A 26396-nucleotide genomic window follows, 5' to 3' on the forward strand; every position below is an offset into this window, starting at 1 on the left:
AGAATGCTGAACTACGCAGGCAAGACCGCCGTCATCACCGGCGCAGGCTCGGGCTTCGGCCTGGAAGTGGCTCGTGTCGCTGCCAAACGCGGCATGAACCTCGTGCTGTGCGATGTGCAGGCCGATGCGCTGGACAAGGCCGCGGCCGAGTTCGAAGGCCAGGTGCCGGTGCTGGCCCGGCGCGTCGACGTGGCCAAGGCCGCCGAGATGGAAGCGCTGGCCGCCGCAGTGAAGGAGCGCTTCGGCGCGCCGAATTTCGTCTTCAACAACGCCGGTGTCGGCTCGGGTGGCCTGATCTGGGAGAACACGCTGGCCGACTGGGAATGGGTGCTGGGCGTCAACCTGATGGGCGTGGTGCATGGCGTTCGCCTGTTCACGCCGATGATGCTGGAAGCCGCCGCGGCCGACCCGGGTTTCGAAGGCCATATCGTCAACACTGCCTCGATGGCCGGCATGCTGAACCCGCCGAACATGGGCGTCTACAACGTCAGCAAGCATGCCGTGGTCTCCTTGAGCGAAACGCTCTACCAGGACCTGGGCCTGGTCAGCGAACAGGTGCGGTGCTCGGTGCTGTGCCCCTTCTTCGTGCCCACCGGGATCTCGCAAAGCCACCGCAACCGGCCGGCCGAGTTCGCGAGCGGCAAGCCCAGCAAGAGCCAGCTGATCAGCCAGGCAATGACCGACAAGGCCGTCACCTCGAGCAAGGTCACGGCAGCCGATGTGGCTGCGCTGGTGTTCGACGCCATGGACCGGGAGCAGTTCTACATCTTCAGCCATCCAAAGGCCCTGGCTGGCGTGCAGACCCGGCTCGAAGACGTGATGCAGCTGCGCAACCCGACCGACCCGTTCCATGACAAGCCCGAGATCGGGCAGCAATTGAAGGCGGCGCTGCGCAACCGGTCTTGAGCCCAGCGAAGAGGCTGAGACAATGGCCAGCCTCCCTCTTTCGACCCTCTCATGCCGTCCTCTGAACCTGCCTCCCGCCGTGCCATCGTCATCGGTGGTGGCCCTGCCGGCCTGATGGCCGCCGAGCGGCTGCGCGCGGCTGGCGTTGCCGTGGACCTCTTCGATGCCAAGCCCTCGGTCGGCCGCAAGTTCCTGCTGGCTGGCAAGGGTGGCCTGAACCTCACGCATTCGGAAGACGCTGCGCCATTCCGCAGCCGCTTTGCCGAGCGCAGTACCGAGGTGGGCCGCTGGCTGGATCGCTTCGACGGCCCGGCCCTGCGCTCCTGGGCAGCGGACCTGGGCGTGGACACCTTTGTCGGCAGCTCGGGCCGCGTCTTCCCCATCGAGATGAAGGCGGCGCCGCTCTTGCGCGCCTGGCTGCAGCGGCTGCGCGCCAGCGGCGTGCGTTTCCATATGCGGCGGCGCTGGCTAGGCTGGGCCGAGGACGGGCGCAGCCTGCGCTTCCAGCGCGAGGACGGCAGCGAAGAACAGCACCAGGCCGGCGCGGTCGTGCTGGCCCTGGGCGGCGCCTCCTGGCCGCAACTGGGGTCGGATGCGGCCTGGGTGCCCATGCTTGAGACGCGTGGCGTCGAGATCGCTGCGTTGCGTGCCGCCAATTGCGGCTTTGACGTGGGCAGGGCCTGGACGCCACTGTTCGCCGAGCGCTTTGCCGGCCAGCCGGTCAAGCCGGTGGCTTTGAACTTTGCCGGCAGGAGCGGCCGCACTTTCCGGCGGCAGGGCGAGTTCGTCATCACCGCGACCGGCATCGAGGGATCGCTGGTCTACGCAGCCTCGAGCCTCTTGCGCGATGAGATTGCCGAGTTTGGTGAGGCGCAGATCGAGCTCGACCTGCTGCCCGGCCGAAGCGCCGAGTTCGTGGCCGCCGAATGCGCGCGCGGCCGCGGCTCGCGTTCCATGTCCACCCACCTGAAGAGCCGGCTGAGCATCGAAGGCCTGAAGGCGGGTCTGCTGCACGAGCTGCTGAGCAAGGATGAGTACCACGACCCGGCGACGGTGGCCCGCATCTTGAAGGCCGCGCCGCTCAAGCTTACGCGGGCCCGGCCGGTGGCCGAAGCGATCAGCACCGCAGGCGGCGTGAAGCTGGAGGCGCTGGACGACGGCCTGCAGTTGCAGGCCTTGCCGGGCGTGTTCTGCGTCGGCGAGATGCTGGACTGGGAGGCGCCGACCGGCGGCTATCTGCTCACCGCCAGCATGGCCAGCGCCTGGGTGGCGGCCGAGGCTGCGGCAAAATCCCTGGCATGAACACGACAGTCGATTGCCCGCTGTGCAGCAATGCCGGCGGCCTGCTTGTCTTGCAAACGCCGAAGTGGCGCGTCATCCGCTCAACGGATGATGTCAACTTCCCGGCCTTCTATCGCTTGATCTGGCAGGCGCATTTGGCCGAGTTCAGCGACCTGGCCGCAGACGAGCGCTCATGCTGCATGGAGGCGGTCGTTCGCATCGAGCAGGTCTTGCGCGAGGCCTTGCAGCCGACCAAGATCAACCTGGCCACCCTGGGCAATGTCGTGCCGCATCTGCACTGGCACGTGATCGCGCGCTTCGACTGGGACAGTCACTTCCCGAACCCCGTCTGGGGCACGGCACGGCGCGAGGTGAGCGGCGGGGCCGAGGCACGCTTGCCTCTGCCCCTGGTCGATCTGGATCGCCGCGTCGCTCTTGCCTTGCGCTGAAGCAGTGCTCAGTCGATCAGCATGGCCATCTGCTTGCCGGGGTGGACGCTGTCCGGCGAGACGATGTGGATGTTGAAGGCATAGGTTTGCGGCTGCGTGGTGCCGCTGTTGCATTCGAGGCCGCGCATCGCCTTGCGGACGCCGTCGCGATAGGTGTCAGCGCCGCGGGCCTTGACGCCATGCACGCCATCGCCGTCCAGCGTGAACTCGACGCGCAGGACGCCGGTTTCCTGGTGCATGCCCCAGATCGGGGACAGCTTGTTCTGCAGCACGGCCGCGATGCTCGGGCAGCTGGCCTTGACATCGGTGCGCACGGCAGCGGATTGCTTGCCGCTGACTTCAACGCGCTTGAGTTCGTCCTGAGGTGCCGCCAGCGTCAGCGCGCTGACCAGGCTCAGAGGGATGGCGACCAGCAGGGTCTTGACGAGGGACTTGGTTTGCATGACGGGCTCCTAGATTGAACATGAGGCTGCCGTTTCGCTGCGCTGTCGAGTGCTTTGCGATCCGGTCTGCCTGCAGGTTAGGTGGAGCTCCGTCTTGGCCCAACAGGCAGGCGACAGATGCCTGAACTGACGCGACGATCTGCCTCAATCGGCGATGAGTTGCATTCGTCGCAAACCCTGATTTCATCGACCATTTCTTGTGGCACGGATGCCGCAAGTCATGTTCTTCGCCGCTGGCTTTGCCAGCGTCAGGCGTCAGTGGCTTGGCGTCGGTGCCGCGCTGATGTACTTCTGCACGATGGCTTGATAGCTGCCATCTTTCTGCATCGCTTCGGTGGTGTTGTTGAAGCGCGCAACGAAGGCAGCATCGACCGTCTTCTTGCTGAAGGCGAAGCCTGAGGCCTCATCCGACACCACGACCTCGGTCACGCGCACCTGGTCTTGCAGGCCCAGCTGGGCAAGCTCGTAGCGGGCGGTCAGCTCGTCGGCAATCACGCCGTCGATGCGGCGCAGCTTGAGCATCTGCCAGAGGCTGCGGCGCGAGCCGCTCTTCTCCAGGGTGCGCATGAAGCTCGCGTCGCGGCTCAGGCTGGCGTACTCCGGCCCGTAGCTCACGCCCAATTGCACGCCGAGGCGGAAGCCGCTGCTGCGGATTTCCGCGAGGCCTTGCTGTGGCCATATTGCCTTGGCATCGACATGGGCGAACAGCATGTTGCGCGAATGCCAGCGGTCGATGGCGAAATGGGCGTAGGCCTCGCGGTCCGGCCGGCGCAGTGCGCCGGGCAGGATGTCCAGGCGGCCGGCCTCCAGCTCGGTCAGGGCGCGGGCGAAAGGCATTTCGAGCAGTCGGACCTGGCAGTCCATGCGCGCCAGGATGGTGCGCACCAGCTCGATGTTCAGGCCGGTGATCTCGCCCGTGGCCAGGCGCATGCTGTAGGGCGGGTCTTCGTTCCAGCGCTGGGTCAGCAGGCAGGGCTTGGCGGCCAGCGCCAATCCGCAGCCCGTCATCAGCGCAGCAGCAAGAAGAATCCTTTGCATTCGGTGCATCGCCGCGATTGTGGAGCATGCCGGGGCTGGCCCGATGTGTTCGTGTGCGCCATCCATTACGCTTTGGGCATCAAGCAATAGGGGGGAGAAACAAATGCTCATGAATCATGGCCTGCATCGACTCATCGGCCTGGCGCTGGCGGCCGGCCTGTTCGGAGCGGCGCTTGCGCAATCGCCAGCCGCGGATGCATCGCGGCCGCCCCCTCCCATGATGCCGCCGGTGCCAACCATGCCGCCGCTGCGCTTCTTCGTGCCCGAAGCCAAGCTGCCGGTGCAGATTGCCAGTGTCTCTGTGCGGGCCGAGCTGGCCGGCTCACTGGCGCGCACCGAGCTGGAGCTGGTGCTGCGCAACCCGAACGAGCGGGTGCTGGAAGGCACGCTGGAGTTCCCCTTGCAGGACGGCCAGTCGGTCGATGGATTTGCCCTGGACATCGGCGGCGAGTTGCGGCCGGCCGTGCCGGTGGAGAAGGCACGCGGCCAGCAGGTCTTCGAAGAGATCACCCGTCGTCGCGTCGACCCCGCGCTGCTGGAGCGAACGGCCGGCAACGTCTACCGGCTGCGGGTCTATCCCTTGCCTGCCAAGGGCACGCGTCGCGTCGTGTTGCAGCTGCTGCAGCCGCTCGCGGCGGATGCCCAGGGCAGGGTGCAATGGCAGCTGCCGCTGGACTTCGGGCAGGCGATCGGCAAGCTGGATCTGGCCGTTTCCGCCCGCGGCCTCGAGATGAAGGCGCTGAAGCTCGACCCCGAGTTCCAGGATGCGGCCAGCAAGCCGCTGGACGATGGCACGCTCCTGAGCCTGTCGCGGCAGGACAGCCGGCCGCAGCGGCCGTTCACGCTCAGCTGGGCGGCGGTGCCCAGGCAGGTGATCAGCACCGGCCGTCATGAAGAGCGGGATTATTTCTATGCCGAGCTGCCCGTGCCCGAGCAGCGCGGCCCGCGCCTGGCGCTGCGTCGCCTGGCGCTGGTGTGGGATGCGTCGGGTTCGGGCGCCCAGCGTGACCATGACCGCGAGTTCGCGCTGCTGGAAGCGCTGCTGCTAGGCAGCTCGCAGGTTGATGTGCAACTGGTGGTGAGCCGTGACGCGGCCGAGCCGGTGCGCACTTTCAGCGTGCGGGGCGGTGACTGGCGGGAGCTGCGCCGGCACCTGGAAGGCCTGGCCTACGACGGCGCCAGCAATGCCGCCGCCTGGGTCGCGCCTGCCGGGCAAGACCTGGCCCTGCTGTTCAGCGACGGCCTGGCCAACTGGGGCTCACCGCAATTACCGCGCAGCCCGGCACCGCTGCAGGCCGTCTCGGCGGCGCAGCGTGCCGACCTGAGCCGCTTGCGCCAACTGGCCGAGGTCAGCGGCGGCACCCTGGTCAATCTTGCAACGCTCGATGCAGCCGAAGCGGCCGAGACCCTGCTGCGCCCAGGCCTGCGCGTCGTTGACGTCAAGGCCGAAGGCGCCGAGCTGGTCGAGCTGGCCTCGCAGCGGCCTGAAGGGGCTCGGCTGGCCCTGGCCGGGCGACTGACGGCGGCTGAGGCCATGGTGACCCTGCAGCTGCAGGATGCCCGGGGCCGCAAGCAAGTGCACACGCTGAGCATCAGTGGTTCGCGCGAGCGCCGCAGCGACGGCCCGCCGCCCCTGGCCGCCCAGCGCTGGGCAGACCTGCGCATCGCGCGGCTTGAGACCCAGGCCAGCCTGCACCGGGCCGAGATCAAGCGCCTGGGCCAGCAGTTCCATAGGCTCACGAGTGGCAGCTCGCTGATCGTGCTGGACAACCTGGTCGACTATGTCCGCTACGAGATCATGCCGCCGCCTTCGATGCGTCAGGCCTACGAGGCAGCAATGGCGCGACAACTGGGCCAGCGCCAGCAGAGCCGGAGCATGCATCTTGACCGCCTGGCCCGCCGCTATGAGGAGCGCATCAGCTGGTGGGAGCGCGAGTTCCCCAAGGATGGCAAGCCGGTCCCGAAGCGAGCACCGGCGCCACCCCCCGTGCTCAACACGCCGACCACTTCGATGCCGGCGCCAGCGCCGATTGCCGCAAGCCCGGCGCCGTCCTTCATTGCACCTCCGCCGGCCCCCGCCCCGCGAGCTGCACCGGTTGCGGCCGCCGCGCCGGCGATGATGGCCGAGGTGGCGACACGAGCCCGGGTGGATGGGATGCCCGGCAGCAGCGCCAGCACCGCCATCGTGGCCAGCATCCAGCTGCAGCAATGGCAGCCCGATGCGCCCCATGCCCGCCGCCTGCGCGAGGCCAGCGCAGCGCAGCGCTATGCCATCTACATGGACGAGCGTGCCGGCCAGGCGCGCAGCACGGCCTTCTTTCTGGACGCGGCCGAGGTTTTCTTCAGCAAGGGCCAGCCTGAGCTGGGCCTGCGCGTGCTTTCCAACCTGGCCGAGATGGAGCTGGAGAGCCGAGCGCTCTTGCGCGTGCTGGCCTACCGGCTGCAGCAGGCGGGTCAGGTGAACCTGGCCCTGCCCATCCTGGAGCGGGTGCGCGAGCTGGCGCCCGAGGAGCCGCAATCCTGGCGCGACCTCGGTCTGGCCTACGCGGCGGCAGGTCAGCCGCAGCGCGCCATCGAGCTGCTCTGGGACTGTGCCTCCCGGCCCTGGGATGGCCGCTTCGCCGACATCGACATCACCGCTCTGGTCGAGCTCAATGCGCTGGCCGCGCGCAAGCCGGGGCTGGATGTCTCCATGGTCGACGCCAGGCTGCGCCGCAACCTGCCGCTGGATGTGCGGGCGGTGCTGGGCTGGGATGCCGACAACACCGACATCGACCTCTGGGTGGTCGATCCCAATGGCGACCGCACCCATTACGCCGCGCCGCTGAGTTACCAGGGCGGCAAGCTCTCGCGCGATTTCACCGGCGGCTATGGGCCCGAGGAGTTCGCGCTGCGCCTGGCCAAGCCAGGTCGCTATGAGGTGAGGGCGCAGTTTTTCGGCCATCAGCAGCAGATCCTGACGCCGCACACCACGCTGATGCTCTGGCTGGCCACCGGCTTTGGCAAGCCGGACCAGAAAGACCAGCAGATCGTGCTGCGGCTCAGCGGGCGCGGCGACCAGGTGCTGGTCGGGACCTTCGAAGTGAAGTGAGCTGGCGAGGCGGGCCTGTGCCGGGCGTGGGTATCGGTGCGGCCGCTACACTGGGAGCCCATGGCCGGCCTCGACAAGAACTCCCCCACGCCCACCGACATCACCGTGCATCAGCAGTCACGGCAGCTCGAGGTGGGCTTCTCCGACGGCGCGCGTTTTCGCATCCCTTTCGAGCTGATGCGGGTCTACAGCCCTTCCGCCGAGGTCAAGGGCCATGGACCGGGCCAGGAGACCCTGCAGCACGGCAAGCGCGAGGTGGGCATCGTCTCGATCAACGCCGTGGGCCATTACGCGGTGCAGCCGGTGTTCTCGGACGGCCATGAAAGTGGCCTGTTCAGCTGGGACTACCTCTACGAGCTGGGTGCAAACGAGGCGCAGCTCTGGCAGGACTACGAGGCCCGCCTGGCCGCCGCCGGTGTCAGCCGCGACACGCCGATGGCCGCCAAGGCGGGGCCCGGCGGTGCGGGCTCATCCTGCAGCAGCCATTCGCATTGATTTGACAGGCAGAGAACTCTGACATGAGCAGCACCCACTTCGGCTTCCAGACCGTCGACGAAACCGAGAAGGCCAAGCGCGTGCGCGGCGTCTTCGACTCGGTCGCCTCGCGCTACGACGTGATGAACGACCTGATGTCGATGGGCATGCACCGCGCCTGGAAGAAGTACACGGTGGCCGTGGCCAACCTGAAGCCGGGCCAGCGCGTGCTCGACATCGCCGGCGGCACCGGCGACCTGTCGCGCGCCTTTGCCCGCGAGGTGGGCGAGAGCGGCATGGTGGTGCACACCGACATCAACGAGGCCATGCTGCGCCAGGGCCGCAACCGCCTACTGGACGAAGGCCTGGTGCTGCCCACCAATCTCTGCGATGCCGAGAAGCTGCCCTACAAGAGCGAGAGCTTCGACCTCGTGAGCGTGGCCTTCGGCCTGCGCAACATGACGCTCAAGGACGTGGCGCTGGCCGAGATGTGCCGGGTGCTCAAGCCCGGCGGCCGATTGCTGGTGCTGGAGTTTTCCAAGGTGGCGGCACCGCTGGCCAAGCCTTACGACTGGTATTCCTTCAACATCCTGCCCAAGCTGGGCCAGCTGATTGCCGGCGACGCCGAGAGCTACCGCTACCTGGCCGAATCGATCCGCATGCACCCTGACCAGCAGACGCTCAAGGCCATGATGAAGACCGCCGGCTTCGGCCACGTGGACGTGCACAACCTGAGTGCCGGCGTCGTCGCCCTGCACGCCGGGATCAAATGCTGAGGCCGGACTCAAACAGTCCTGAGGACTGTTTGTGCCTGCCGAAGGGCCCCGAGTCTGGCGGGGCGCGGCCTGCAAGGCTGATCTGCCGCCTGGGGTAAACCGCAGCCCTTCAGGCAAGGGGGCGCGGCTTCGGTGCTGCTTGCGAAAGCTACACTCGGTCGCCGCTGTGGCGGGCCTGCGCCCGCCAGGCGGATCGGCCCATCCGGGCCCCGAATCCGATGGAGCTTCCAGACATGCAAGAGCAAACTTTCCCGGCTGCCCGCAGCCATCGCGTCCTGGTCCTGGCCGCAGCTGCCAGCCTGAGCCTGGTGCTGACTGCCTGTGGCGGCGGCAAGTCCGAGCCCGGCGTGCCGGCGGCCAAGGTCAACAAGGGCGAGGTCACGGTCCAGCAGATCAACGCGGTGCTGACGGCCCAGCGCGTCAAGCCCGAGCTCACCGATGTCGCCAGCCGCCAGGTTCTGGAGCGCCTGATCGAGCAGGAACTGGCGGTGCAGAAGGCGGTCGAACTCAAGCTCGACAACGATCCCAAGGTGCTGCAGCAGATCGAAGCGGCCAAGCGCGAAATCATCATGCGCGCCTATGCCGATCACATTGGCCAGAAAGTGACCAAGCCGACCGATGCCGAGATCGCCAAGTACTACGCCGAGAAGCCGGCCCTGTTTGGCGAACGCCGCATCTACAACCTGCAGGAGCTGACCATCGAGGCCTCGCCCGAGCAGCTGACGGCCTTGCGCGCACGTCTGGCAACGGCCAAGACCCTGACCGAGTTCATCGAATTCATGCGCAGCCAGCAGGTGCGTTTCAACGCCAGCCAGGCAGTGCGTGCGGCCGAGCAGCTGCCCATGGGCGTGCTGGACGCTGTCGCGCGACTCAAGGATGGCCAGTCGCTGGTGGTGCCGAATGCCAATGGCATGCAGGTGCTCTATCTGCAGGGCTCGCGGAGCAATCCGGTGGACGAAACCCGCGCCCGCCCGGCGATCGAGCAGTTCCTGAGCAACCAGCGCAAGGCCGAACTGGCGGCCAAGGAACTGAAGGCCTTGCGTGAGGCAGCCAAGATCGAGTACCTGGGCAAGTTTGCCGAGAAGGCACCGGCTGCCGCCAGCGCGCCGGCCGATGCCGCCTCGCTGCTGGCGCCCTCAGCCAGCGAAGCTGTCAAGTAAGTCCGGGACGCGCCGACCCGGCGCCGTAGGCGAATCGTCTTTCTAGGGGAAAATGCGGCTCGCCTCAGCGCCAGCGCGCCGCTTCCCGCAGTGCCCGGCCCCAGCGACTTGGAGAAATCTTGAAAGTACTCGTCACCGGCGCCGCCGGCTTCATCGGCATGCATGTCAGCCAGATCCTGCTGGCGCGCGGCGACCAGGTGGTCGGCCTCGACAACCTGAACGACTACTACGACCCGCAGCTGAAGCACGACCGCCTGGCGCGCCTCACGCCGCACCCGGGCTTCAAGTTCGTCAAGCTCGACATCGCCGACCGTCCCGGGATGGAGGCGCTGTTCGCGGCCGAGAAGTTTGATCGTGTGATCCACCTGGCCGCCCAGGCCGGTGTGCGCTACTCGATCCAGAACCCCCACGCCTACATCGAGTCCAATATTCAGGGCTACATGAACGTGCTGGAAGGCTGTCGCCACAACAAAGTCGGCCACCTGGTCTATGCCTCCAGCTCCAGCGTCTATGGTGGCAATACGCTGATGCCGTTCTCCGAGCATCACAGCGTCGACCATCCGGTGAGCCTGTACGCAGCCACCAAGAAGGCCAACGAGCTGATGGCCCACACCTACAGCCATCTCTACGGCCTGCCCACCACGGGCCTGCGATTCTTCACGGTCTACGGCCCCTGGGGCCGGCCGGACATGGCGCTCTTTCTGTTCACCAAGGCCATCATCGAAGGCAAGCCGATCAACGTGTTCAACCACGGCCAGATGGTGCGCGACTTCACCTATGTGGACGACATCGCCGAAGGCGTGATCCGCGTGCTGGACCGTGTGGCCAGTGCCGACCCGGCGTACGACCCGGCCGTCGCCGACCCGGCGCGCTCCAACGTGCCCTACCGCGTCTTCAATATCGGCAACCATGACCCGATCACCTTGATGGAATTCATCGAGGCCATCGAGCAGGCGGTGGGCAAGGAAGCAATCAAGAATTTCATGCCGCTGCAGGACGGTGACGTGCCGGCCACCCACGCCGATGTGGCCGAGCTGGGCGAGTGGACCGGCTTCAAGCCGGCGATGCCGGTGCCCGAAGGCGTCAAGCGCTTCGTCGCCTGGTATCGCGACTACTTCAAGGTTTGAGTTTCATGGTCAAGATCAACAACATCAGCGTCGACAACGCAGCGCCCTTCGTGCTGTTCGGCGGCGTCAATGTGCTGGAGTCCGAGCAGTTCGCGGTGGACGTCTGCGGCGAGTACGTCCGCGTCACGCAAAAGCTGGGCATCCCCTATGTCTTCAAGGCCTCGTTCGACAAGGCCAACCGCTCATCCATCCACTCGTATCGCGGCCCCGGCCTCGAGGCCGGCCTGAAGATCTTCGAGGCGGTCAAGAAGGCGCATGGTGTGGCCGTGCTGACCGATGTGCATGAACCCTGGCAGGCCGCCGAAGTTGGCGCCGTGGCCGATGTACTGCAGTTGCCCGCCTTCCTGGCGCGCCAGACCGACCTGGTCGTGGCCCTGGCCAAGACCGGCCGCGTCATCAACATCAAGAAGCCGCAGTTCGTCAGCCCGCCGCAGATGAAGAACATCGTCGAGAAGTTCGAGGAATGTGGCAATCCGAACCTGATGCTTTGCGACCGCGGCGCGCAGTTCGGCTACGACAACCTCGTGGTCGACATGCTGGGCTTTGGCGTGATGAAGCAGGTCAGCGGCAACAAGCCGGTGATCTTTGACGTGACCCACGCGCTGCAGCAGCGCGAATCGGGTGCTGCCGCCTCGGGCGGCCGCCGTGGCCAGGTCACCGAGCTGGCCCGCTCCGGCATGGCCCTCGGTCTGGCCGGCCTGTTCCTGGAGTCGCATCCCGACCCGGCCAAGGCCAAGTGCGACGGCCCCAGCGCCCTGCGTCTGTCGCAGCTGGAAGCCTTCCTGCAGCAGGTCAAGGCGGTGGACGATCTGGTCAAGAGCCTGCCGGCCCTGGACACAAATTGACCGGCTGCTGAGACGCTGATCAGTCGAAAGACTTGGCGTCGCCGAGCAGCGGCGCCGCCTTGTCCTTCTCGGCCAGCAGCGGCGCCACGCCGGTGTCGGGCCATTCGATGCCAATCGTCGGGTCGTTCCAGCGCACCGCGCCTTCGCTGTGCGGGGCGTAGAGATCGGTGGTCTTGTAGAGAAAGTCTGCAGACTCCGACAGCACCAGGAAACCGTGCGCGAAGCCCGGTGGAATCCACAGCTGGCGTTGGTTCTCGGCGCTCAGCTCCACGCCTTGCCAGCGGCCGAAGTTCGGGCTGCTGCGGCGCATGTCCACGGCAACGTCGAACACCGCGCCCGAGACCACACGCACCAGCTTGCCCTGCGCATGCGGCGGCAACTGGAAATGCAGGCCACGAAGCACGCCGCGAGCCGAGCGTGAATGGTTGTCCTGCACAAAGCGCAGGCTGTTGCCGGTGGCGGCGTTGAAGACCTGCTCGTTCCAGCTTTCGGTGAAGAAGCCGCGCGCATCGCCGAACACGCGCGGTTCGACGATCAGGACCTCGGGCAGGCTGGTGGGGGTGATCTTGAGGCTCATGACTGCAGACGGCTGATTCAGAAAGCGCGCTTCTCGTTCAGGAGGCGCAAGAGGTACTGGCCATAGCCGTTCTTGGCCAGCGGGTGGGCCAGCGCCTCGAGCTGGGCCGCATCGATCCAGCCCGAGCGGAAGGCCACTTCCTCGGGGCAGGCGACCTTGAGGCCCTGGCGCTTTTCCAGCGTGGCGATGAACTGGCTGGCTTCCAGCAGGCTGTCGTGCGTGCCGGTGTCCAGCCAGGCGTAGCCGCGTCCCATGATCTCCACCTGCAACTGCTGCTGGCGCAGGTACTGCGCGTTCACGTCGGTGATCTCGAGCTCGCCGCGGGCGCTGGGCTTGATGGCGGCGGCGATGTCGCAAACCTGCTCATCGTAGAAGTAGAGCCCCGTTACGGCGTAGTTGCTCTTTGGCGCCTTGGGCTTCTCTTCGATCGACCGGGCCTGCTGCTTGTCGTCGAACTCCACCACGCCATAGCGCTCCGGGTCGGTCACGTGGTAGGCGAAGACGGTGGCACCGGTTTCGCTGCTGGCCGCATGGCTCAAGAGGCCCTGGAAGTCGTGGCCGTAGAAGATGTTGTCGCCCAGGACGAGTGCCGACGGCGCGCCATCGATGAACTGCTTGCCGAGGATGAAGGCCTGGGCGAGGCCGTCGGGGCTGGGCTGCACGCAGTAGCTGATGTTCAGGCCCCAGCGCGAGCCGTCGCCCAGCAGGGCTTCGAAGCGTGGTGTGTCTTGCGGCGTGCTGATCAGCAGGATGTCGCGAATGCCCGCCAGCATCAGCGTGCTCAGCGGGTAATAGACCATGGGCTTGTCATACACCGGCAGCAGCTGCTTGCTCATGGCCAGGGTGGCCGGGTGCAGGCGTGTGCCTGAGCCGCCAGCGAGGATGATGCCCTTGCGTTGTTTCATGGCGTGGTCCTCAAAGGATCTCGTTCAACATGCGGTCCACGCCTTGCTGCCAATGGGGCAGGCGCAGGCCGAAGGCGGCCTGCAGCTTGGCGGTGCAGAGCCGCGAATTCAGGGGCCGGCGCGCCGGCGTCGGATAGTCGCTGGTCGGGATGGCCAGCACCTGCTCGGGCGCCACCTTGATGGCATGGCCGCGGGCGCGAGCCCATTCGATCACGTGGCTGGCATAGGCATGCCAGCTGGTTTCGCCGGCGGCCACGGCGTTGTAGAGGCCCGAGAGCGAAGGATCGGCCAGCGTGGCGCGGATCATGTGGGCGCTGAGGTCGGCCAGCAGGTCGGCGCCGGTCGGGGCGCCGATCTGGTCGGCAATCACCTTGAGCTGATCGCGTTCGGCAGCCAGACGCAGCATGGTCTTGGCAAAGTTGCCGCCGCGGGCCGCATAGACCCAGCTGGTGCGCAGGATCAGGTGCTGGCAGCGGCTGGCCTGGATGGCTGTCTCGGCGGCGGCCTTGCCTGCGCCGTAGACGCTCAGCGGCGCGATGGAGGCGTTCTCGTCACGCGGCTGGTCGCCGCTGCCGTCGAACACGTAGTCGCTGCTGTAGTGGACCAGCAGGGCGCCGAGTTCCGCTGCCGCTGACGCCAGCGTGCTGACCGCTACGGCATTGATCTGCTGCGCCAGGCCGGCTTCTGATTCGGCCTTGTCGACAGCGGTGTAGGCCGCCGCGTTGACGATGACCTGCGGTGCCTCACGCATCACCCGGGCATGCACAGACTCCGAGTCGGCCAGGTCGCCGCCCTGATCGCGCCGGTCCAGCGCGACCAGCTCGCCCAGCGGCGCCAGCGCACGCTGCAGCTCCCAGCCCAACTGGCCGCTCTTGCCGAGCAGCAAAATCTTCATTTGAAGGCTCAACCGTAGTGCTTGTTCAGCCAGTCGCGGTAGGCGCCGCTCTGCACGCGAGCCACCCAGTCCGGATTGTCGAGATACCACTGCACCGTCTTGCGGATGCCGGTCTGGAAGGTCTCGGCCGGGCGCCAGCCGAGCTCGCGCTCGATCTTGCGGGCGTCAATGGCATAGCGGCGGTCATGACCCGGGCGGTCGGTCACATAGGTGATCAGGCGCTCGTAAGGGCCAGCGGCTGACGGGCGCAATTCATCGAGCAGGGCGCACACCGTCTTGACGATGTCGATATTGGCCATCTCGTTCCAGCCGCCGATGTTGTAGACCTCGCCGACGCGGCCACCCGCGATCACGGCGCGGATCGCGGACGCGTGGTCGGTCACGTAGAGCCAGTCGCGGATCTGCTGCCCGTCGCCGTAGACCGGCAGCGGCTTGCCCGCGAGGGCGTTGACGATCATCAGCGGTATCAGCTTCTCGGGGAAGTGATAGGGCCCGTAGTTGTTCGAGCAGTTGCTCGTCAGCACGGGCAGGCCGTAGGTGTGATGCCAGGCGCGCACCAGGTGGTCGCTCGCGGCCTTGCTGGCCGAGTAGGGGCTGTTGGGCTCGTAGGGGTTGGTTTCGGTGAAGGGCGCATCGTCCTTCTTCAGCGAGCCATAGACCTCGTCGGTCGAGACATGGTGGAAGCGGAATCCCGCCTTTTCCTCGCCCTGCAAGGCGCCCCAGTAGGCGCGCGCCGCTTCGAGCAGGGTGAAGGTGCCTTCGATATTGGTGCGCACGAATGCAGCGGGGCCATGGATCGAGCGGTCCACATGGCTCTCGGCCGCGAAGTGGACGATGGCGCGCGGCCTGTGCTCGGCCAGCAGCCGGTCGAGCAGGGCGCGGTCGCAGATGTCGCCCTTGACGAAGACATGGCGGGCGTCGCCGTCCAGCGTCTTCAGGTTCTCGAGATTGCCGGCATAGCTGAGCACGTCGAGATTGATGACGGTCTCGTCGCTTTGCTTCACCCAGTCGAGGACGAAGTTGCTGCCGATGAAGCCGGCGCCGCCGGTGACAAGAATGCTCATGATGTTGAATGCCTAACTTCTTCCATACGTGTCATCGAAGCGCACGATGTCGTCTTCGCCCAGGTACGAGCCGGACTGGACCTCGATGATCTCCAGCGGCACCTTGCCCGGGTTGCGCAGGCGGTGCTTTTCGCCGAGCGGGATGTAGGTGCTTTGGTTCTCGCTGATCAGGAGGACCTGCTCGCCATTGGTGACTTCGGCCGTGCCCGAGACGACGATCCAGTGCTCGGCGCGGTGGTGGTGCATCTGCAGGCTAAGCGAAGCGCCTGGCTTGACCATGATGCGCTTGACCTGGAAGCGCTCGCCATGGTCGATGCTGTCGTACCAGCCCCAGGGGCGGTGCACCTTGCGCGGCAGGTCCAGCTCGCCGCGCTGGCTGGCATGCAGCTGGTTGACGATGGCCTTAACCTCCTGGCTGCGCGCGCGGTCGGTCACGAGCACGGCGTCGGGTGTCTCGACGACCACCACATCTTCCAGCCCGACCACGCTCACCAGGCGGCTGGTGGCATGCACCAGCGTGTTCTTGCTGGCCTTGATGATGGCGTCGCCGAAGGCGGCATTGCCATCGGCGTCCTTGTCGGCGACCAGCCAGACGGCTTCCCATGCGCCGAGGTCATTCCAGCCAGCGGCCAAGGGAACCATGCGCAAAGGGAAGGGGCTGCCGGGGCAGCGTTCCATCACCGCATAGTCGATGGACTCGGCCGGCACGGCGGCGAACTCCTTCTTGCCTGGGCGGATGAACTTGGCATCCGTCGTGCGGGCAGCCCAGGCGGCGCGGGTGGTTTCGAGGATGTCCGGACGGAACTGGCCGAGCGCGGCGATCCAGACGCTGGCGCGCAGCACGAACATGCCGGCGTTCCAGAAGTAGTCGCCGCTGGCCAGATAGGCTTCTGCGGTGGCCAGGTCCGGCTTCTCCACGAAGGCGGCAACAGCCAGACCGCTCGCATCGGCCGATGCGCGGATGTAGCCGTAGCCGGTTTCGGGGCGCTCCGGCGTGATGCCAAGGATGACGATGGCGCCGTCCGCGGCCTGGCGCACGGCCTCTTGCATCGCCTTCTTGAAAGCTGCGGGGTCGGTGACCGTCTGGTCGGCGGGCGTCACCACCAGCACCGGGTCTGTGCCGTCTTCAAGTGCGGCCAGGGCAGCCAAGGTCACGGCCGGAGCCGTGTTGCGACCACAAGGCTCCAGCAGGGCGGCTCCAGGTTCGATGGCCGTCTCCCGCAGCTGGTCGAGCAGGAGGAAGCGATGCTCCTCGTTGCCAACGATCAGCGGTGCGGCCGCGGCAATGCCGGGCGCGGCCAGCTCGGCCAGGCGTCGGGCGGCTTGCTGGAACAGGCTCTCGTTGCCTGCCAGCACCAGGAACTGCTTGGGATAGCCCGCGCGCGACAGCGGCCACAGCCGGGTGCCGCTGCCGCCGGCCATGATGACGGGTTGAACCTTGATCGAGCTCATGAGTCTCCTGATTGTGTTCAGTCTGCGACGGGCTCAATCGCCCGATAAAGCTGTGTGAGTCCCTGCTTTGCCGGCACCCGCCGTCAAAAGCCCTGAGGATTGAGGCTTTGCCAGCGCCAGCTGTCTTCGCACATGGTGGCCAGGCCGCGGGTGGCTCGCCAGCCCAGCTTCTCGGCGGCCAGGCTCGGATCCGCCCAGCAGGCGGCCACGTCGCCGGCGCGGCGAGGTGCAAATTCGTAAGGCACGGGCTTGCCGCTGGCGGCCTCGTAGGCACGCACCACGTCCAGCACGCTGTAGCCCTGGCCGGTGCCGAGGTTGACGGTGATGGACTCCGGATGGCTGAGCAGGAAGCGCACAGCCGCCACATGGCCTTCAGCGAGGTCCAGCACATGGATGTAGTCGCGCACGCCGGTGCCGTCGGGTGTGTCGTAATCGTTGCCGAAGACCTTCAGCACATCGCGACGGCCCACGGCCACCTGCGCGACGTAAGGCATCAGGTTGTTGGGAATGCCGCGTGGGTCTTCGCCGATCTGGCCGCTCTCGTGGGCGCCCACCGGGTTGAAGTAGCGCAACGCGGCGGTCTGCCAGCGCGGGTCGGCGGCACCCACGTCACGCAGGATGGTTTCGCCGATCAGCTTGGTCTGGCCGTAGGGGTTGACCGCCGACACCGGCGCATCTTCCCGCAGTGGCAGCTTCTCAGGCGTGCCATAGACGGTGGCGCTGGAGCTGAAGACGATGCGGCGGCAGCCGTGTGCAGCCATCGTGGCGCAAACAGTCAGCAGGCCGCCAATGTTGTTGCGGTAGTAGTCCAGCGGCTTCTCGCCCGATTCGCCGACCGCCTTGAAGGCGGCGAAATGAACGACGGCATCGAACTGATGCTTGGCGAAGACGGCCTCCAAGGCCTCGGGGTCGCCGACATCGGCACATTCGAACACCGGCATGGCGCCGGCCAACTGCGCCAGGCGCGGCAGCACGGCGGGCGAGCTGTTGGAGAAATCGTCTACGCCGACCACTTCGTAGCCGGCGGCGAGCAGGGCCAGCCAGGTGTGGGAGCCGATATAGCCGGTGGCGCCGGTCAGCAGAATCTTGCTCATGGTCTCTCGCGGATCAGGGCCGGCCCGAGACGGGCGGCTAGCGCGCGGATTCTCTCTCATGAGCTTCGCGCGGCCGACTGCAGAACGTGGCAAATCCCCGCTATACGGGACGTCGTCCAGGGACTGAGGCCTGCTGCCTACAATCCGACCATGATTTTCGATCAATGGTCCCAACTCCTCGCCCCTGCCGTGCAGGAGCGAATCGTGCTGCTCATCAACCATGTGCTGTCGCGCGAGAGCGTGGCCACCGAGCGGCTGAAGCCGCAATCGGGCCGCAGCCTGGTGCTGAGCCTGGCCGGCTGGCCCTCGCTGCTGCCGACCGCGCCCGACCTGGTGCTGCAGGTGACGCCGGCCGGCCTGTTTGAGCGCCTGGAGACGCCGCCGGCCGATGTCTCGCTGCGCGTGGAATTGGACGCCAGCAACCCGGCCGCGATGGCGCTGGGCGCGCTCAGCGGCGTCAAGCCCAAGGTCACGGTGCAGGGCGATGCGGCGCTGGCCGGTGAGGTGAACTGGCTGATCGAGAACCTGCGCTGGGACATTGCCGACGACCTGGCCGGCCTGGTTGGTCCGATGGCGGCCCAGCAGCTGGCCCGTTTTGGAGAAGCCGCCACGGCGGCGCTGGCCAGCCTGGCCGGCGTGGCCAAGGGTGCGGCAGGCTTTGCCGCGCGCAAGAGCTCATGAGGTATCTGGCCCGGCTGCTGGTCATCGTCTGGACCATCCGGCGCTTCGGCCTGGATGTGCTGCTGCTGACGGCTTTCGGCGCCCGGCGTTTCCGCACCTTGCGCAAGCTGCTGTCCTTCGGCCGCAGCTGGCAGGAGCCGCGCGGCGTGCGCCTGCGCCTGGCCTTCGAGCGGCTGGGCCCGATCTTCGTCAAGTTCGGCCAGGTGCTGTCGACCCGGCGTGACCTGCTGCCGCCCGACATCGCCACCGAACTGGCCCGGCTGCAGGACAACGTGCCGCCGTTTGATGCCGCACATTCGCGCGCCCTGATCGAGCAGGCTTTCGGCAAGTCCATCGAGGACTTGTTCGAGACCTTCGATGCCGAGCCGGTGGCCAGCGCCTCGATCGCGCAGGTGCATTTCGCCACGCTGAAGGGCGGCCGCGAGGTGGCGGTGAAGGTCCTGCGCCCCGGCATGGCCGACGTGATCGACGACGACATCGCCCTGATGCGCACGCTGGCCAACTGGGTCGAGCGGCTGTCGGCCGATGGCCGGCGCCTGAAGCCGCGCGAGGTCGTGGCCGAGTTCGACACCTACCTGCACGACGAGCTCGATCTCGTTCGCGAAGCCGCCAATGCCGCGCAGCTGCGCCGCAACATGGAAGGCCTCGGCCTGGTGATGGTGCCCGAGATGATCTGGGACCTGTGCACGCAGGACGTGATCGTGATGGAGCGCATGACCGGCGTGCCGATCTCGCAGATGCAGCGCCTGCGCGAGGCTGGTGTCGACATCAAGAAGCTGGCCCGCGACGGCGTGACCATCTTCTTCACCCAGGTGTTCCGCGACGGCTTCTTCCATGCCGACATGCACCCGGGCAATATCCAGGTGAGTCTGGCGCCGGAGACCTTCGGCCGCTACATCGCCCTGGACTTCGGCATCATCGGCACGCTGACCGAGGTCGACAAGGACTACCTGGCGCAGAACTTCGTCGCCTTCTTCCGGCGCGACTACAAGCGCGTCGCCGAGCTGCATATCGAGTCGGGCTGGGTGCCGGCCGAGACGCGGGTCGATGAGCTGGAGAGCGCCATCCGGGCCGTCTGCGAGCCGCATTTCGACCGGCCGCTGAAAGACATCTCGCTGGGCCAGGTCCTGATGCGCCTGTTCCAGGCCTCGCGCCGATTCAATGTCGAGATCCAGCCGCAGCTGGTGCTCTTGCAGAAGACGCTCCTGAACATCGAAGGCCTCGGGCGTCAGCTCGACCCCGAGCTGGACCTGTGGGCCACGGCCAAGCCCTTCCTCGAGCGCTGGATGAACGAGCAGATCGGCTGGCGCGCCTTGCTCAACCAGCTCAAGAAAGAGGCGCCGCGCTATGCGCAATTGCTGCCCGAGCTGCCGCGCCTGTTGCATGACGCACTGGAGCGCCAGGCATCGCCACGCGACGGCGAACTGATGCGAGCGCTCCTGCAGGAGCAACGCCGCACCAACCGGCTGCTGCAGGGCGTGGTCTATGGCGGCCTGGGCTTTGTGCTGGGCCTGTTGGCGATGCGCTTCATCAGCGCCCTCTGACCCCGGGGGAAGCCGCTACTGGAGCTGGCAGGCGTTTGCGCTTAGTCTGGGCGCATGCCGCCCATTCGCGTCCTGCTTGTGTTCTGTGTCTTGGTGCTGGCGGCGTCAGCGCATGCCGGGCCGGGGCTGCAGAGCCTGCGCTTCGAGCATCTGCTGCCTGAGCAGATGGGCAGCAACGGCAGCGTGCAGTGCGGGCTGCAGGATGGCTTGGGCCAGATGTGGCTGGGCACCAGCTACGGCCTGGTGCGCTTTGATGGCCGGCGCGGCCAGCTCTTCAGCGCCGACCCGCGCGACAAGAACTCGCTCAGCCATGCCTGGGTCCAGGATCTGGCGCAATTGCCCGATGGCCGCCTGCTGGTGGCCACGGCTGGCGGCCTCAATGTGTTTGATCCAGCCACCGAACGCAATGAGCGCATCGAGCTGCCCGGGCAGCGCAGCGGCCCTCACCTCACGGTGCTGAGCCTGGCGCCTGCGGCGGGTGGGCGCTGGTGGCTGCAGGGGCATTTCGAGCTGTGGCTGTTTGATCCGCAGAGCCGGCAAATGCAAGCGATGACACTGCCGGGCCTGCGGCCCCTGGTGGCAGGCCGCCGCACCCTCTTGCGCGGCCTGCGGACCGATGGCGAAGGCGGTGTCTGGCTGGTTGCGGGCGCCGAGCTGGTCCATGTCGACTCGCGAGGCCAGGTTCTGCAGCGCTGGCCGCTGCCACCGTTTCAAGGCAGCCGGATCTCGCTGCGCGCCATGGTGCTTGACCAGGACGGCCGGGCCTGGATTGCAGGCGAAGGGGGCGTCGCGGTGATGGAGCTGGCCAGCGGGCGTGCGCTGGATTTTCCCAAGGCGCTGGGCCTGCCCGTGAGCGCCATCAATTCCTTGTGGCGCGACCACAAGGGCGGCGTCTGGCTGGCCTACGGCTCCGAGGGGCTCTGGCACTGGCCGCGCGGCGGCTTGCGGGCGGAGTCGCACAAGCGGCATCCGGCCCTCCCCAACAGCTTGTTCAGCAATGCCGTCTCCAGCGTGTTCCAGGACCGCGGCGGTGTGCTGTGGGTCGGCACCTGGAGTGGCGGTGTCTCGTTGGCCGACCTGTCGAACAGCGGCTTCTCGACCTACCGTGCGGTCCATGGCGAACCCGAAACGCTGGCCCACGATTCGGTGCAGGCGATTGCGCCGATCGATGCTGAGCAGGCCTGGGTTGCCAGCTATGGCGGCGGTCTCGACTGGTTGGAGCTGGCCACCGGCCGGGTTGAGCATGTGCCGTCGCAGGGCCAGCCCTTGAAGTTCCTGCGCAAGCTGCTGCTGCAGCCGGGGCGAGGATTGTGGATAGGTGCCGATGACGGCCTGTTCCTGATGGACACGGGCAGCAGGCGCGTGCAGCGGATCGACATCGGCCCGCTGGGTGGCACCAGTGCCTCCGTGGGCGCGCTGGCGCTGGCTGCCGACGGTAGCTTGTGGGCAGGCACCGATGCGGGGCTGCTGGAGCTTGTTCCCGGCCTGCCGGCGCAGCGTCACAAACGGCCGCAATCGGGCAGCGGCGGTCTGGCGCACGACAAGATCCAGCGCCTGCTGATCGACAAGGCGGGCCGGCTGTGGGTGGGTAGCGAAGCCGGTCTGCAAGTCCGCGAGGGCGGGCGCTTTGGAGCGCTCATTCCCGTGGATGCCGCGCTGGCCAAGCCCGATTCGCTCAGCATCAGCGGCCTGGCCCAGGATGCTCAAGGCCAAGTGTGGGTGGGCAGCCGCTTGGGCCTGCACCGGCTGGAAGGGGAGGGCCATGGTCGGCGATTGAGTTCCTGGTCCAGGCGGCTGGGCCTGCCCGAGACCAGGATCCACAACCTGCAGAACGCCGCCGACGGCGCGCTCTGGATGAGTACCGATGCGGCATTGATTCGCGTGAATCCCGAGCGCAGCAGCGCTCGTTCCTATCCTGCCGGCAGCGGCCCGATGCTGGCAGGGTTCGGGCCGGGCAGCAGCGCCGCCGGGCCGGATGGGCGGCTGTTCTATGGTGGCTCCGGCCTGCTGGCTTTCGATCCAAGCCGGCTGAGCGACAACCACCAGGCACCCGCAGTGCTGCTGTCGGACCTGCGCGTTTTCAACCGGTCGCTGCGCGATGAGCCCCTGCCGGAACGGGCCGGCGAGCCGGCCACCAACCTTGCGGTGCTGGGCGTGTCCGGGCCGCTGGAGCGCGCCCGCGCGCTGCGCTTGAGCCATCGCGAGGCCATGGTCAGCTTCGACTTGCGGGCTCAGCATTTCGTCGGCGTTGGCCAGATCCGCTATGCCTGGAAGCTGGAGGGATTCGATCGTGACTGGATCCAGGGCAAGCCCGGCGAAGGCCTGGCAACCTACACCAACCTCAATGCCGGCAATTTCAGGCTGATGGCCAAGGCCGCCAATTCGGATGGCATCTGGGGTGAGCCGCGCGAGCTGCTGACCGTGGAGGTGCTCCCGCCCTGGTGGCGCAGTCTGTGGTTCCGTACGCTGGTGCTGCTGGCGCTGGTGGCGGGCCTGGTCACCGCCTGGCAATTGCGCCTGCGGCGTCTGAAGCAGACGCAGCGTGAGCTGGAGGTCGAGGTCGAGCGTCGCACTGCGCAGGTGCGCGAGCAACGCCAGCAGATTGCGACGCTGAGCGAAATCGGACGCGAACTCACCGCCTCGCTGGACCTGCAGGCGATCCAGCAGGCCTTGTTCGCGCATGTGGAATCGCTGATGCCAGCCACAGCGTTTGGTGTCGGCCTGGTCAATCGCGAGGAGCGCGTGGTCGAGTTCGACTACATGGTCGAGCGCGGCAAGGCCTTCAAGCCCTACCGGCGCAGCCTCGACAGTCTCGAGCAGCCGGCGGCGCGATGCGTGGCCAGCGGCGAGGCCTTCATGATCCACGAGTTCGAGCATGACAACCGCCTGCTCGACACCGGCGTGCGCGAGCACGAAGGCCAGCGCCTGCTGCTGCAGGATGGCAGCGAGCCGGCCCGGTCACGTTCCGCGCTCTATGTGCCCTTGAAGGTCAAGGGCGAGGTGATCGGCATCCTGAGCGTGCTCAGCGACCTGGCCGGCGCCTTCAAGCAGACGCATCTGGACATGCTGCAGACGTTGGGCGCCTATGCCGCCGTGGCGCTGGACAACGCCGACGCCTACCGCCAATTGCAGCAGGCGCAGGCGCAGCTGGTCGAGCAGAAGAAGCTGGCTTCGCTCGGCTCGCTGGTGGCTGGCGTGGCGCATGAGCTGAACACGCCGCTGGGCAACGGCCTGATGGCGGCGAGCACCTTGCAGGAGGAGGCGCGGCAGTTCGTGGTCAAGGCCGGTACCGGGCTGCGCCGCTCGGACGTCCAGGCCTTCTGCGAAACAGCCGAGCAGGGCACCAGCCTCTTGATGCGCAGCCTGAATGCGGCTGCACGCCTGGTCGCCAGCTTCAAGCAACTGTCGGTTGATCAGAGTCGCGAGCAGCGTCGGCATTTCGATCTGGCGGATCTGGTCGCCGAAGTCGAGAGAGCTCAAGCCAATCAGATTCAGGCCGGCGGCCATCAGTTGAGGCTGTCGGTTCCTGAAGGGCTGACGCTCGATAGCTATCCAGAACCACTGACGCAGGTGCTGGGGCAACTGTTCAGCAATGCGCTGGTCCATGGCTTTTCCGGTGGCCAGCCGGGCGTGATCCAGCTGGCGGCCGAGCCCCTGGGCAGCGAGCGCCTGCGGCTGCGCTTCAGCGACGATGGCCAGGGCATCGCGCCCGAGGACCTGGGCCGCATCTTCGACCCGTTCTTCACCACGACGCTGGGCAGCGGCAGCAACGGCCTGGGCCTGCACCTTTGCTACACCATCGTCGGCTCGCTGCTGGGCGGGCAGATCACCGCACGCAGCGAGCCGGGGCAGGGGGCCACCTTCGAAATCGTGCTGCCGAGGGTGGCGCCGCGATGACTGCGACGGCCGCCCCCGGGTGATTCCCCGGGGGGAATCGCCAGCAAGGGCTCAACGATAATGCGCGCCTTCTCGTAGTCGCCGCGGGCCCGGCTTCACTGGCCTCCAGACATGAACATCACGCTGATCAGCTTCGTCGTGCTCTATCTGCTGGGCACCCTGGCCCTGGGTGTCTGGGCCGGTACCCGGATCAAGAACACCAGCGACTTCGCCATCGCCGGCCGCAGCTTGCCGCTGGCCATGGTCATCACCACCACCTTCGCCACCTGGTTTGGCGCCGAGACGGTGATGGGCATCCCGGCCAAGTTCGTGCAGGGCGGGCTGAATGCCATCGTCGAAGACCCGCTGGGCGCCGGCACCTGCCTGATCCTGGTGGGCGCCTTCTTTGCCACCAAGCTGTACCGCCAGAACCTGCTGACCATCGGTGACTTCTATCGCCAGCGCTTTGGCAAGGGCATCGAGGTGTTCTGCTCGAGCGCCATCATCCTGAGCTACCTGGGTTGGGTGGCCGCTCAGATCACGGCCCTGGGCCTGGTGTTCTCGGTGCTGACGCAGGGCGCCATGTCCGAGGAAATGGGCATGGTCGTCGGCACGCTGGCCGTGCTGATCTATGTGGTGGTGGGTGGTTTCCTGGCCGTGGCCTGGACCGACTTCATCCAGATGATCGTGCTGGTGATCGGCCTCTCGGTCATTGCAGTGTTCTCCGCTGACCTGGCCGGCGGCGCCGGCAATGTGGTCGCCATGGCCCAGAGCAAGGATCTTTTCAGGTTCCTGCCTGAGCCCACGTTCACCGAGATGGCCATGTTCCTCGGCGCCGCCGTGACCATGATGCTGGGCTCGATACCGCAGCAGGACGTGTTCCAGCGCGTGATGTCGGCCAAGGACGAGAAGACCGCCCGCAACGGCGCCATGATCGGCGGCATCAGCTACATCCTCTTCGCCGCGGTGCCGATGTTCATCGTCGCCAGCGCCGTGGTCGTCATGGGCCAGCAGGCCCTGGACATCGCCAAGGACGACTATCAGAAGCTGCTGCCCACCTTCGTCCTCACGAAGATGCCGCTGGTGATGCAGATCCTGTTCTTCGGTGCGCTGCTCTCGGCCATCAAGAGCACCTCCTCGGCCACGCTGCTGGCGCCCTCGACCAGCTTCGTCGAGAACATCCTGAAGAACCTGCGCCCGGGCATGAAGGACAAGCAGCAGCTGCTGGCCATGCGCCTGACCATCGTCATCTTTGCCGCCCTGGTGCTGGGCTATGCGATCAAGATGCGCGGCACCTCGATCTACGACCTGGTCTCGTCGGCCTACCAGATCACCCTGGTCGGCGCCTTCGTGCCCCTGGTGTTCGGCCTGTACTGGAAGCGCGCGACGACACAGGGCGCGATCTTCTCGCTGGTGGCGGGCATTGGCGTCTGGGGGCTCTTCATGGTCGAGGCCGAGACGCTGGGCCAGGCCTTTCCGGGCCAGTTGGCCGGGCTGCTGGCTGGCATGGTGGCCATGGTCCTGGGTTCGCTGATGCCGCAGTGGCTGAAGAACCGCCACGAGCACAAGGCGCACGTCGAAGGTTTGGCCGACGAAGCCTCCAAGTAGGCCTCTGCGAGGGTGCCAAGGCGCGTCGCCCCTATAATTTCTGGTTTTGTATCAGGCTTCAGAGCAAGATCATGCCTATCTACGCATACCGCTGCAGCGCCTGCGGCCACGCCAAGGACGTGCTGCAGAAGCTGTCCGACGCGCCGCTCGTCACCTGTCCGGCTTGCGGAGCCGAAAGCTTCAGCAAGCAGGTGACCGCCGCCGGCTTCCAGCTCAAGGGCTCGGGCTGGTACGCCACCGACTTCAAGGGTGGCGCCAGCGCGGCTGCCGCCACGGCGCCGGCCGCTGCCGCTGCCGCTCCGGCGGCTGAGGCCAGCGCCCCGGCCCCGGCTGCGGCCTCGCCGTCCACACCCTGTGGCGGCTCCTGCGCCTGCCATTAGTCAAACCGGGAAGCCCGTGCGCAAATACCTGATCACCGGCCTGCTGGCCTGGCTGCCGCTCGCCATCACCGTCTGGGTGCTGCTGTGGGCGCTGAGCATCGTCAATGGCGTGTTCGCCTGGATGCTCAAGGCCTCCAAGGCCGTGCTGCCGGACACGCTGGCGTCGCATGTCGACCAGCTCGGCACCATCCCTGGCGTCGGCCCGCTGATCCTGGTGCTCCTGATGACGCTCACCGGCGTGCTGGTGGCCAACATCTTCGGCCAGTGGCTGCTGGGCCAGTGGGACCGCCTGCTGTCCAACATTCCCATCGTCAAGTCGATCTACAGCTCGGTGAAGCAGGTGTCCGACACCCTGTTCTCGAGCAGCGGCAATGCCTTCCGCGAGGCGGTGCTGGTGCCTTATCCGCACCAGGGTGCCTGGACCATCGGCTTCGTCACCGGCGCACCGTCCAGGGCGGCGGCCGAGCATTTCAATGAAGAGCATGTCAGCCTCTATGTGCCGACCACGCCCAACCCGACCTCGGGCTTCTTCCTGATGATGCCCAAGAGCAGCCTGCGGCCGCTGGGCATGAGCGTGGACGAGGCCTTGAAGCACATCATCTCGATGGGTGTGGTGGCGCCGGCCAGCGAGACGGCCGGCGCGCAAGTGCCGCCTGGCTCGAATTGCGAGCCCAATCCCAAGGGTTGAGCGCCCCGGCCCGCGCTCAATCCTGAAGGCTTTGGAAGCAGC

At 66.8% G+C, this 26396-nt stretch carries 23 protein-coding genes; 15 read left to right on the forward strand and 8 right to left on the reverse strand.

The annotated features are described in order from the left end of the window. Positions 1 to 3: 3 nt before the first annotated feature. From V3596_RS15765 to V3596_RS15775, 3 genes are read left to right on the forward strand one after another with little or no spacing between them, the layout of a single operon-like run. Positions 4 to 906 (forward strand): SDR family oxidoreductase, encoded by a 903-nt coding sequence (locus tag V3596_RS15765; protein ID WP_334278740.1) that lies wholly within the window; start codon positions 4 to 6, stop codon positions 904 to 906. Positions 907 to 957: 51 nt separating this feature from the next. Then, on the forward strand, positions 958 to 2208 hold the full coding sequence (locus tag V3596_RS15770) for a TIGR03862 family flavoprotein (RefSeq protein ID WP_334278741.1): 1251 nt from the start codon (positions 958 to 960) through the stop codon (positions 2206 to 2208). After that, the gene (locus V3596_RS15775) at positions 2205 to 2636 is read left to right on the forward strand and encodes an HIT family protein (protein ID WP_334278742.1); all 432 of its coding nucleotides are present in this window, start codon (positions 2205 to 2207) and stop codon (positions 2634 to 2636) included. Before V3596_RS15770 ends, V3596_RS15775 begins: the two co-directional genes overlap by 4 nt. An 8-nt stretch (positions 2637 to 2644) precedes the next feature. Here V3596_RS15775 and V3596_RS15780 read toward each other — a convergent pair whose 3' ends face one another. Beyond that, positions 2645 to 3079, reverse strand: coding sequence for a hypothetical protein (locus V3596_RS15780; protein WP_334278743.1), 435 nt, complete (start codon positions 3077 to 3079; stop codon positions 2645 to 2647). A 255-nt stretch (positions 3080 to 3334) separates the two neighbouring features. Beyond that, positions 3335 to 4117 (reverse strand): substrate-binding periplasmic protein, encoded by a 783-nt coding sequence (locus tag V3596_RS15785; protein ID WP_334278744.1) that lies wholly within the window; start codon positions 4115 to 4117, stop codon positions 3335 to 3337. 103 nt (positions 4118 to 4220) lie between these two features. Here V3596_RS15785 and V3596_RS15790 point away from each other — a divergent pair, with 103 nt between their 5' ends. The 6 genes from V3596_RS15790 to kdsA all read left to right on the forward strand — a co-directional run bounded on the left by V3596_RS15790 (position 4221) and on the right by kdsA (position 11590). Then, the gene (locus tag V3596_RS15790) at positions 4221 to 7208 is read left to right on the forward strand and encodes a VIT domain-containing protein (protein WP_334278745.1); all 2988 of its coding nucleotides are present in this window, start codon (positions 4221 to 4223) and stop codon (positions 7206 to 7208) included. Positions 7209 to 7268: 60 nt separating this feature from the next. After that, positions 7269 to 7703 carry a gamma-butyrobetaine hydroxylase family protein gene (locus tag V3596_RS15795; RefSeq protein ID WP_334278746.1) on the forward strand — a complete coding sequence of 145 codons (435 nt, stop codon included), beginning with the start codon at positions 7269 to 7271 and terminating at the stop codon, positions 7701 to 7703. 23 nt (positions 7704 to 7726) lie between these two features. Further along, positions 7727 to 8458, forward strand: a complete 732-nt coding sequence (gene ubiE, locus V3596_RS15800; RefSeq protein WP_334278747.1) for a bifunctional demethylmenaquinone methyltransferase/2-methoxy-6-polyprenyl-1,4-benzoquinol methylase UbiE — start codon at positions 7727 to 7729, stop codon at positions 8456 to 8458. A 233-nt stretch (positions 8459 to 8691) separates the two neighbouring features. Beyond that, positions 8692 to 9618, forward strand: a complete 927-nt coding sequence (locus tag V3596_RS15805; RefSeq protein WP_334278748.1) for an EpsD family peptidyl-prolyl cis-trans isomerase — start codon at positions 8692 to 8694, stop codon at positions 9616 to 9618. 119 nt (positions 9619 to 9737) lie between these two features. After that, complete coding sequence (locus V3596_RS15810; RefSeq protein ID WP_395386582.1) at positions 9738 to 10745, forward strand: NAD-dependent epimerase; 1008 nt, start codon at positions 9738 to 9740, stop codon at positions 10743 to 10745. Positions 10746 to 10750: 5 nt separating this feature from the next. Continuing rightward, positions 10751 to 11590, forward strand: a complete 840-nt coding sequence (kdsA, locus tag V3596_RS15815) for a 3-deoxy-8-phosphooctulonate synthase (RefSeq protein WP_334278749.1) — start codon at positions 10751 to 10753, stop codon at positions 11588 to 11590. A gap of 19 nt (positions 11591 to 11609) precedes the next feature. Here kdsA and rfbC read toward each other — a convergent pair whose 3' ends face one another. From rfbC to galE, 6 genes are all read right to left on the reverse strand, one after another. Continuing rightward, on the reverse strand, positions 11610 to 12167 hold the full coding sequence (gene rfbC / locus V3596_RS15820) for a dTDP-4-dehydrorhamnose 3,5-epimerase (protein ID WP_334278750.1): 558 nt from the start codon (positions 12165 to 12167) through the stop codon (positions 11610 to 11612). A 17-nt stretch (positions 12168 to 12184) separates the two neighbouring features. Then, entirely contained in the window at positions 12185 to 13072 is an 888-nt protein-coding gene (rfbA, locus tag V3596_RS15825) for a glucose-1-phosphate thymidylyltransferase RfbA (protein ID WP_334278751.1), read from the reverse strand. Positions 13073 to 13082: 10 nt separating this feature from the next. Next, entirely contained in the window at positions 13083 to 13967 is an 885-nt protein-coding gene (rfbD, locus tag V3596_RS15830; protein WP_334278752.1) for a dTDP-4-dehydrorhamnose reductase, read from the reverse strand. An 8-nt stretch (positions 13968 to 13975) separates the two neighbouring features. Then, positions 13976 to 15031 carry a dTDP-glucose 4,6-dehydratase gene (gene rfbB, locus V3596_RS15835; RefSeq protein WP_334278753.1) on the reverse strand — a complete coding sequence of 352 codons (1056 nt, stop codon included), beginning with the start codon at positions 15029 to 15031 and terminating at the stop codon, positions 13976 to 13978. A gap of 12 nt (positions 15032 to 15043) precedes the next feature. Beyond that, a complete protein-coding gene (locus tag V3596_RS15840; RefSeq protein ID WP_334278755.1) occupies positions 15044 to 16483 on the reverse strand; it encodes a mannose-1-phosphate guanylyltransferase/mannose-6-phosphate isomerase in 1440 nt (479 codons plus the stop codon). An 83-nt stretch (positions 16484 to 16566) separates the two neighbouring features. After that, positions 16567 to 17577 (reverse strand): UDP-glucose 4-epimerase GalE, encoded by a 1011-nt coding sequence (galE, locus tag V3596_RS15845; protein WP_334278756.1) that lies wholly within the window; start codon positions 17575 to 17577, stop codon positions 16567 to 16569. A 150-nt stretch (positions 17578 to 17727) separates the two neighbouring features. Between galE and V3596_RS15850 the strand changes: the two genes are divergently transcribed. The 6 genes from V3596_RS15850 to V3596_RS15875 all read left to right on the forward strand — a co-directional run bounded on the left by V3596_RS15850 (position 17728) and on the right by V3596_RS15875 (position 26354). Beyond that, positions 17728 to 18258, forward strand: coding sequence for a hypothetical protein (locus V3596_RS15850; protein WP_334278757.1), 531 nt, complete (start codon positions 17728 to 17730; stop codon positions 18256 to 18258). Next, positions 18255 to 19802: a ubiquinone biosynthesis regulatory protein kinase UbiB gene (gene ubiB / locus V3596_RS15855; RefSeq protein ID WP_334278758.1), complete on the forward strand. Its 1548-nt coding sequence runs from the start codon at positions 18255 to 18257 to the stop codon at positions 19800 to 19802. The genes V3596_RS15850 and ubiB overlap by 4 nt, the downstream gene beginning before the upstream one ends. 54 nt (positions 19803 to 19856) lie before the next feature. Continuing rightward, positions 19857 to 23699: a two-component regulator propeller domain-containing protein gene (locus V3596_RS15860; protein WP_334278759.1), complete on the forward strand. Its 3843-nt coding sequence runs from the start codon at positions 19857 to 19859 to the stop codon at positions 23697 to 23699. 111 nt (positions 23700 to 23810) lie between these two features. Next, on the forward strand, positions 23811 to 25286 hold the full coding sequence (locus V3596_RS15865) for a high affinity choline transporter 1 (protein ID WP_334278760.1): 1476 nt from the start codon (positions 23811 to 23813) through the stop codon (positions 25284 to 25286). Between the two features lie 71 nt (positions 25287 to 25357). Continuing rightward, entirely contained in the window at positions 25358 to 25666 is a 309-nt protein-coding gene (locus V3596_RS15870) for an FmdB family zinc ribbon protein (protein WP_334278761.1), read from the forward strand. A gap of 16 nt (positions 25667 to 25682) precedes the next feature. Further along, on the forward strand, positions 25683 to 26354 hold the full coding sequence (locus V3596_RS15875) for a DUF502 domain-containing protein (protein WP_334278762.1): 672 nt from the start codon (positions 25683 to 25685) through the stop codon (positions 26352 to 26354). The last annotated feature ends 42 nt before the right edge of the window (positions 26355 to 26396 follow it).

This window comes from Roseateles microcysteis, from assembly GCF_036880965.1.
In the GTDB taxonomy this organism is placed as follows: Bacteria; Pseudomonadota; Gammaproteobacteria; order Burkholderiales; family Burkholderiaceae_C; genus JAUASW01.

What these genes read in the sequence shown, in the direction of transcription:
- V3596_RS15765 (WP_334278740.1), top strand. Translation starts at nt 4, where the DNA reads ATGCTGAACTACGCAGGCAAGACCGCCGTCATCACCGGCGCAGGCTCG.
- V3596_RS15770 (WP_334278741.1), top strand. Translation starts at nt 958, where the DNA reads ATGCCGTCCTCTGAACCTGCCTCCCGCCGTGCCATCGTCATCGGTGGT.
- V3596_RS15775 (WP_334278742.1), top strand. Translation starts at nt 2,205, where the DNA reads ATGAACACGACAGTCGATTGCCCGCTGTGCAGCAATGCCGGCGGCCTG.
- V3596_RS15780 (WP_334278743.1), bottom strand. Translation starts at nt 3,079, where the DNA reads ATGCAAACCAAGTCCCTCGTCAAGACCCTGCTGGTCGCCATCCCTCTG.
- V3596_RS15785 (WP_334278744.1), bottom strand. Translation starts at nt 4,117, where the DNA reads ATGCAAAGGATTCTTCTTGCTGCTGCGCTGATGACGGGCTGCGGATTG.
- V3596_RS15790 (WP_334278745.1), top strand. Translation starts at nt 4,221, where the DNA reads ATGCTCATGAATCATGGCCTGCATCGACTCATCGGCCTGGCGCTGGCG.
- V3596_RS15795 (WP_334278746.1), top strand. Translation starts at nt 7,269, where the DNA reads ATGGCCGGCCTCGACAAGAACTCCCCCACGCCCACCGACATCACCGTG.
- ubiE (WP_334278747.1), top strand. Translation starts at nt 7,727, where the DNA reads ATGAGCAGCACCCACTTCGGCTTCCAGACCGTCGACGAAACCGAGAAG.
- V3596_RS15805 (WP_334278748.1), top strand. Translation starts at nt 8,692, where the DNA reads ATGCAAGAGCAAACTTTCCCGGCTGCCCGCAGCCATCGCGTCCTGGTC.
- kdsA (WP_334278749.1), top strand. Translation starts at nt 10,751, where the DNA reads ATGGTCAAGATCAACAACATCAGCGTCGACAACGCAGCGCCCTTCGTG.
- rfbC (WP_334278750.1), bottom strand. Translation starts at nt 12,167, where the DNA reads ATGAGCCTCAAGATCACCCCCACCAGCCTGCCCGAGGTCCTGATCGTC.
- rfbA (WP_334278751.1), bottom strand. Translation starts at nt 13,072, where the DNA reads ATGAAACAACGCAAGGGCATCATCCTCGCTGGCGGCTCAGGCACACGC.
- rfbD (WP_334278752.1), bottom strand. Translation starts at nt 13,967, where the DNA reads ATGAAGATTTTGCTGCTCGGCAAGAGCGGCCAGTTGGGCTGGGAGCTG.
- rfbB (WP_334278753.1), bottom strand. Translation starts at nt 15,031, where the DNA reads ATGAGCATTCTTGTCACCGGCGGCGCCGGCTTCATCGGCAGCAACTTC.
- V3596_RS15840 (WP_334278755.1), bottom strand. Translation starts at nt 16,483, where the DNA reads ATGAGCTCGATCAAGGTTCAACCCGTCATCATGGCCGGCGGCAGCGGC.
- galE (WP_334278756.1), bottom strand. Translation starts at nt 17,577, where the DNA reads ATGAGCAAGATTCTGCTGACCGGCGCCACCGGCTATATCGGCTCCCAC.
- V3596_RS15850 (WP_334278757.1), top strand. Translation starts at nt 17,728, where the DNA reads ATGATTTTCGATCAATGGTCCCAACTCCTCGCCCCTGCCGTGCAGGAG.
- ubiB (WP_334278758.1), top strand. Translation starts at nt 18,255, where the DNA reads ATGAGGTATCTGGCCCGGCTGCTGGTCATCGTCTGGACCATCCGGCGC.
- V3596_RS15860 (WP_334278759.1), top strand. Translation starts at nt 19,857, where the DNA reads ATGCCGCCCATTCGCGTCCTGCTTGTGTTCTGTGTCTTGGTGCTGGCG.
- V3596_RS15865 (WP_334278760.1), top strand. Translation starts at nt 23,811, where the DNA reads ATGAACATCACGCTGATCAGCTTCGTCGTGCTCTATCTGCTGGGCACC.
- V3596_RS15870 (WP_334278761.1), top strand. Translation starts at nt 25,358, where the DNA reads ATGCCTATCTACGCATACCGCTGCAGCGCCTGCGGCCACGCCAAGGAC.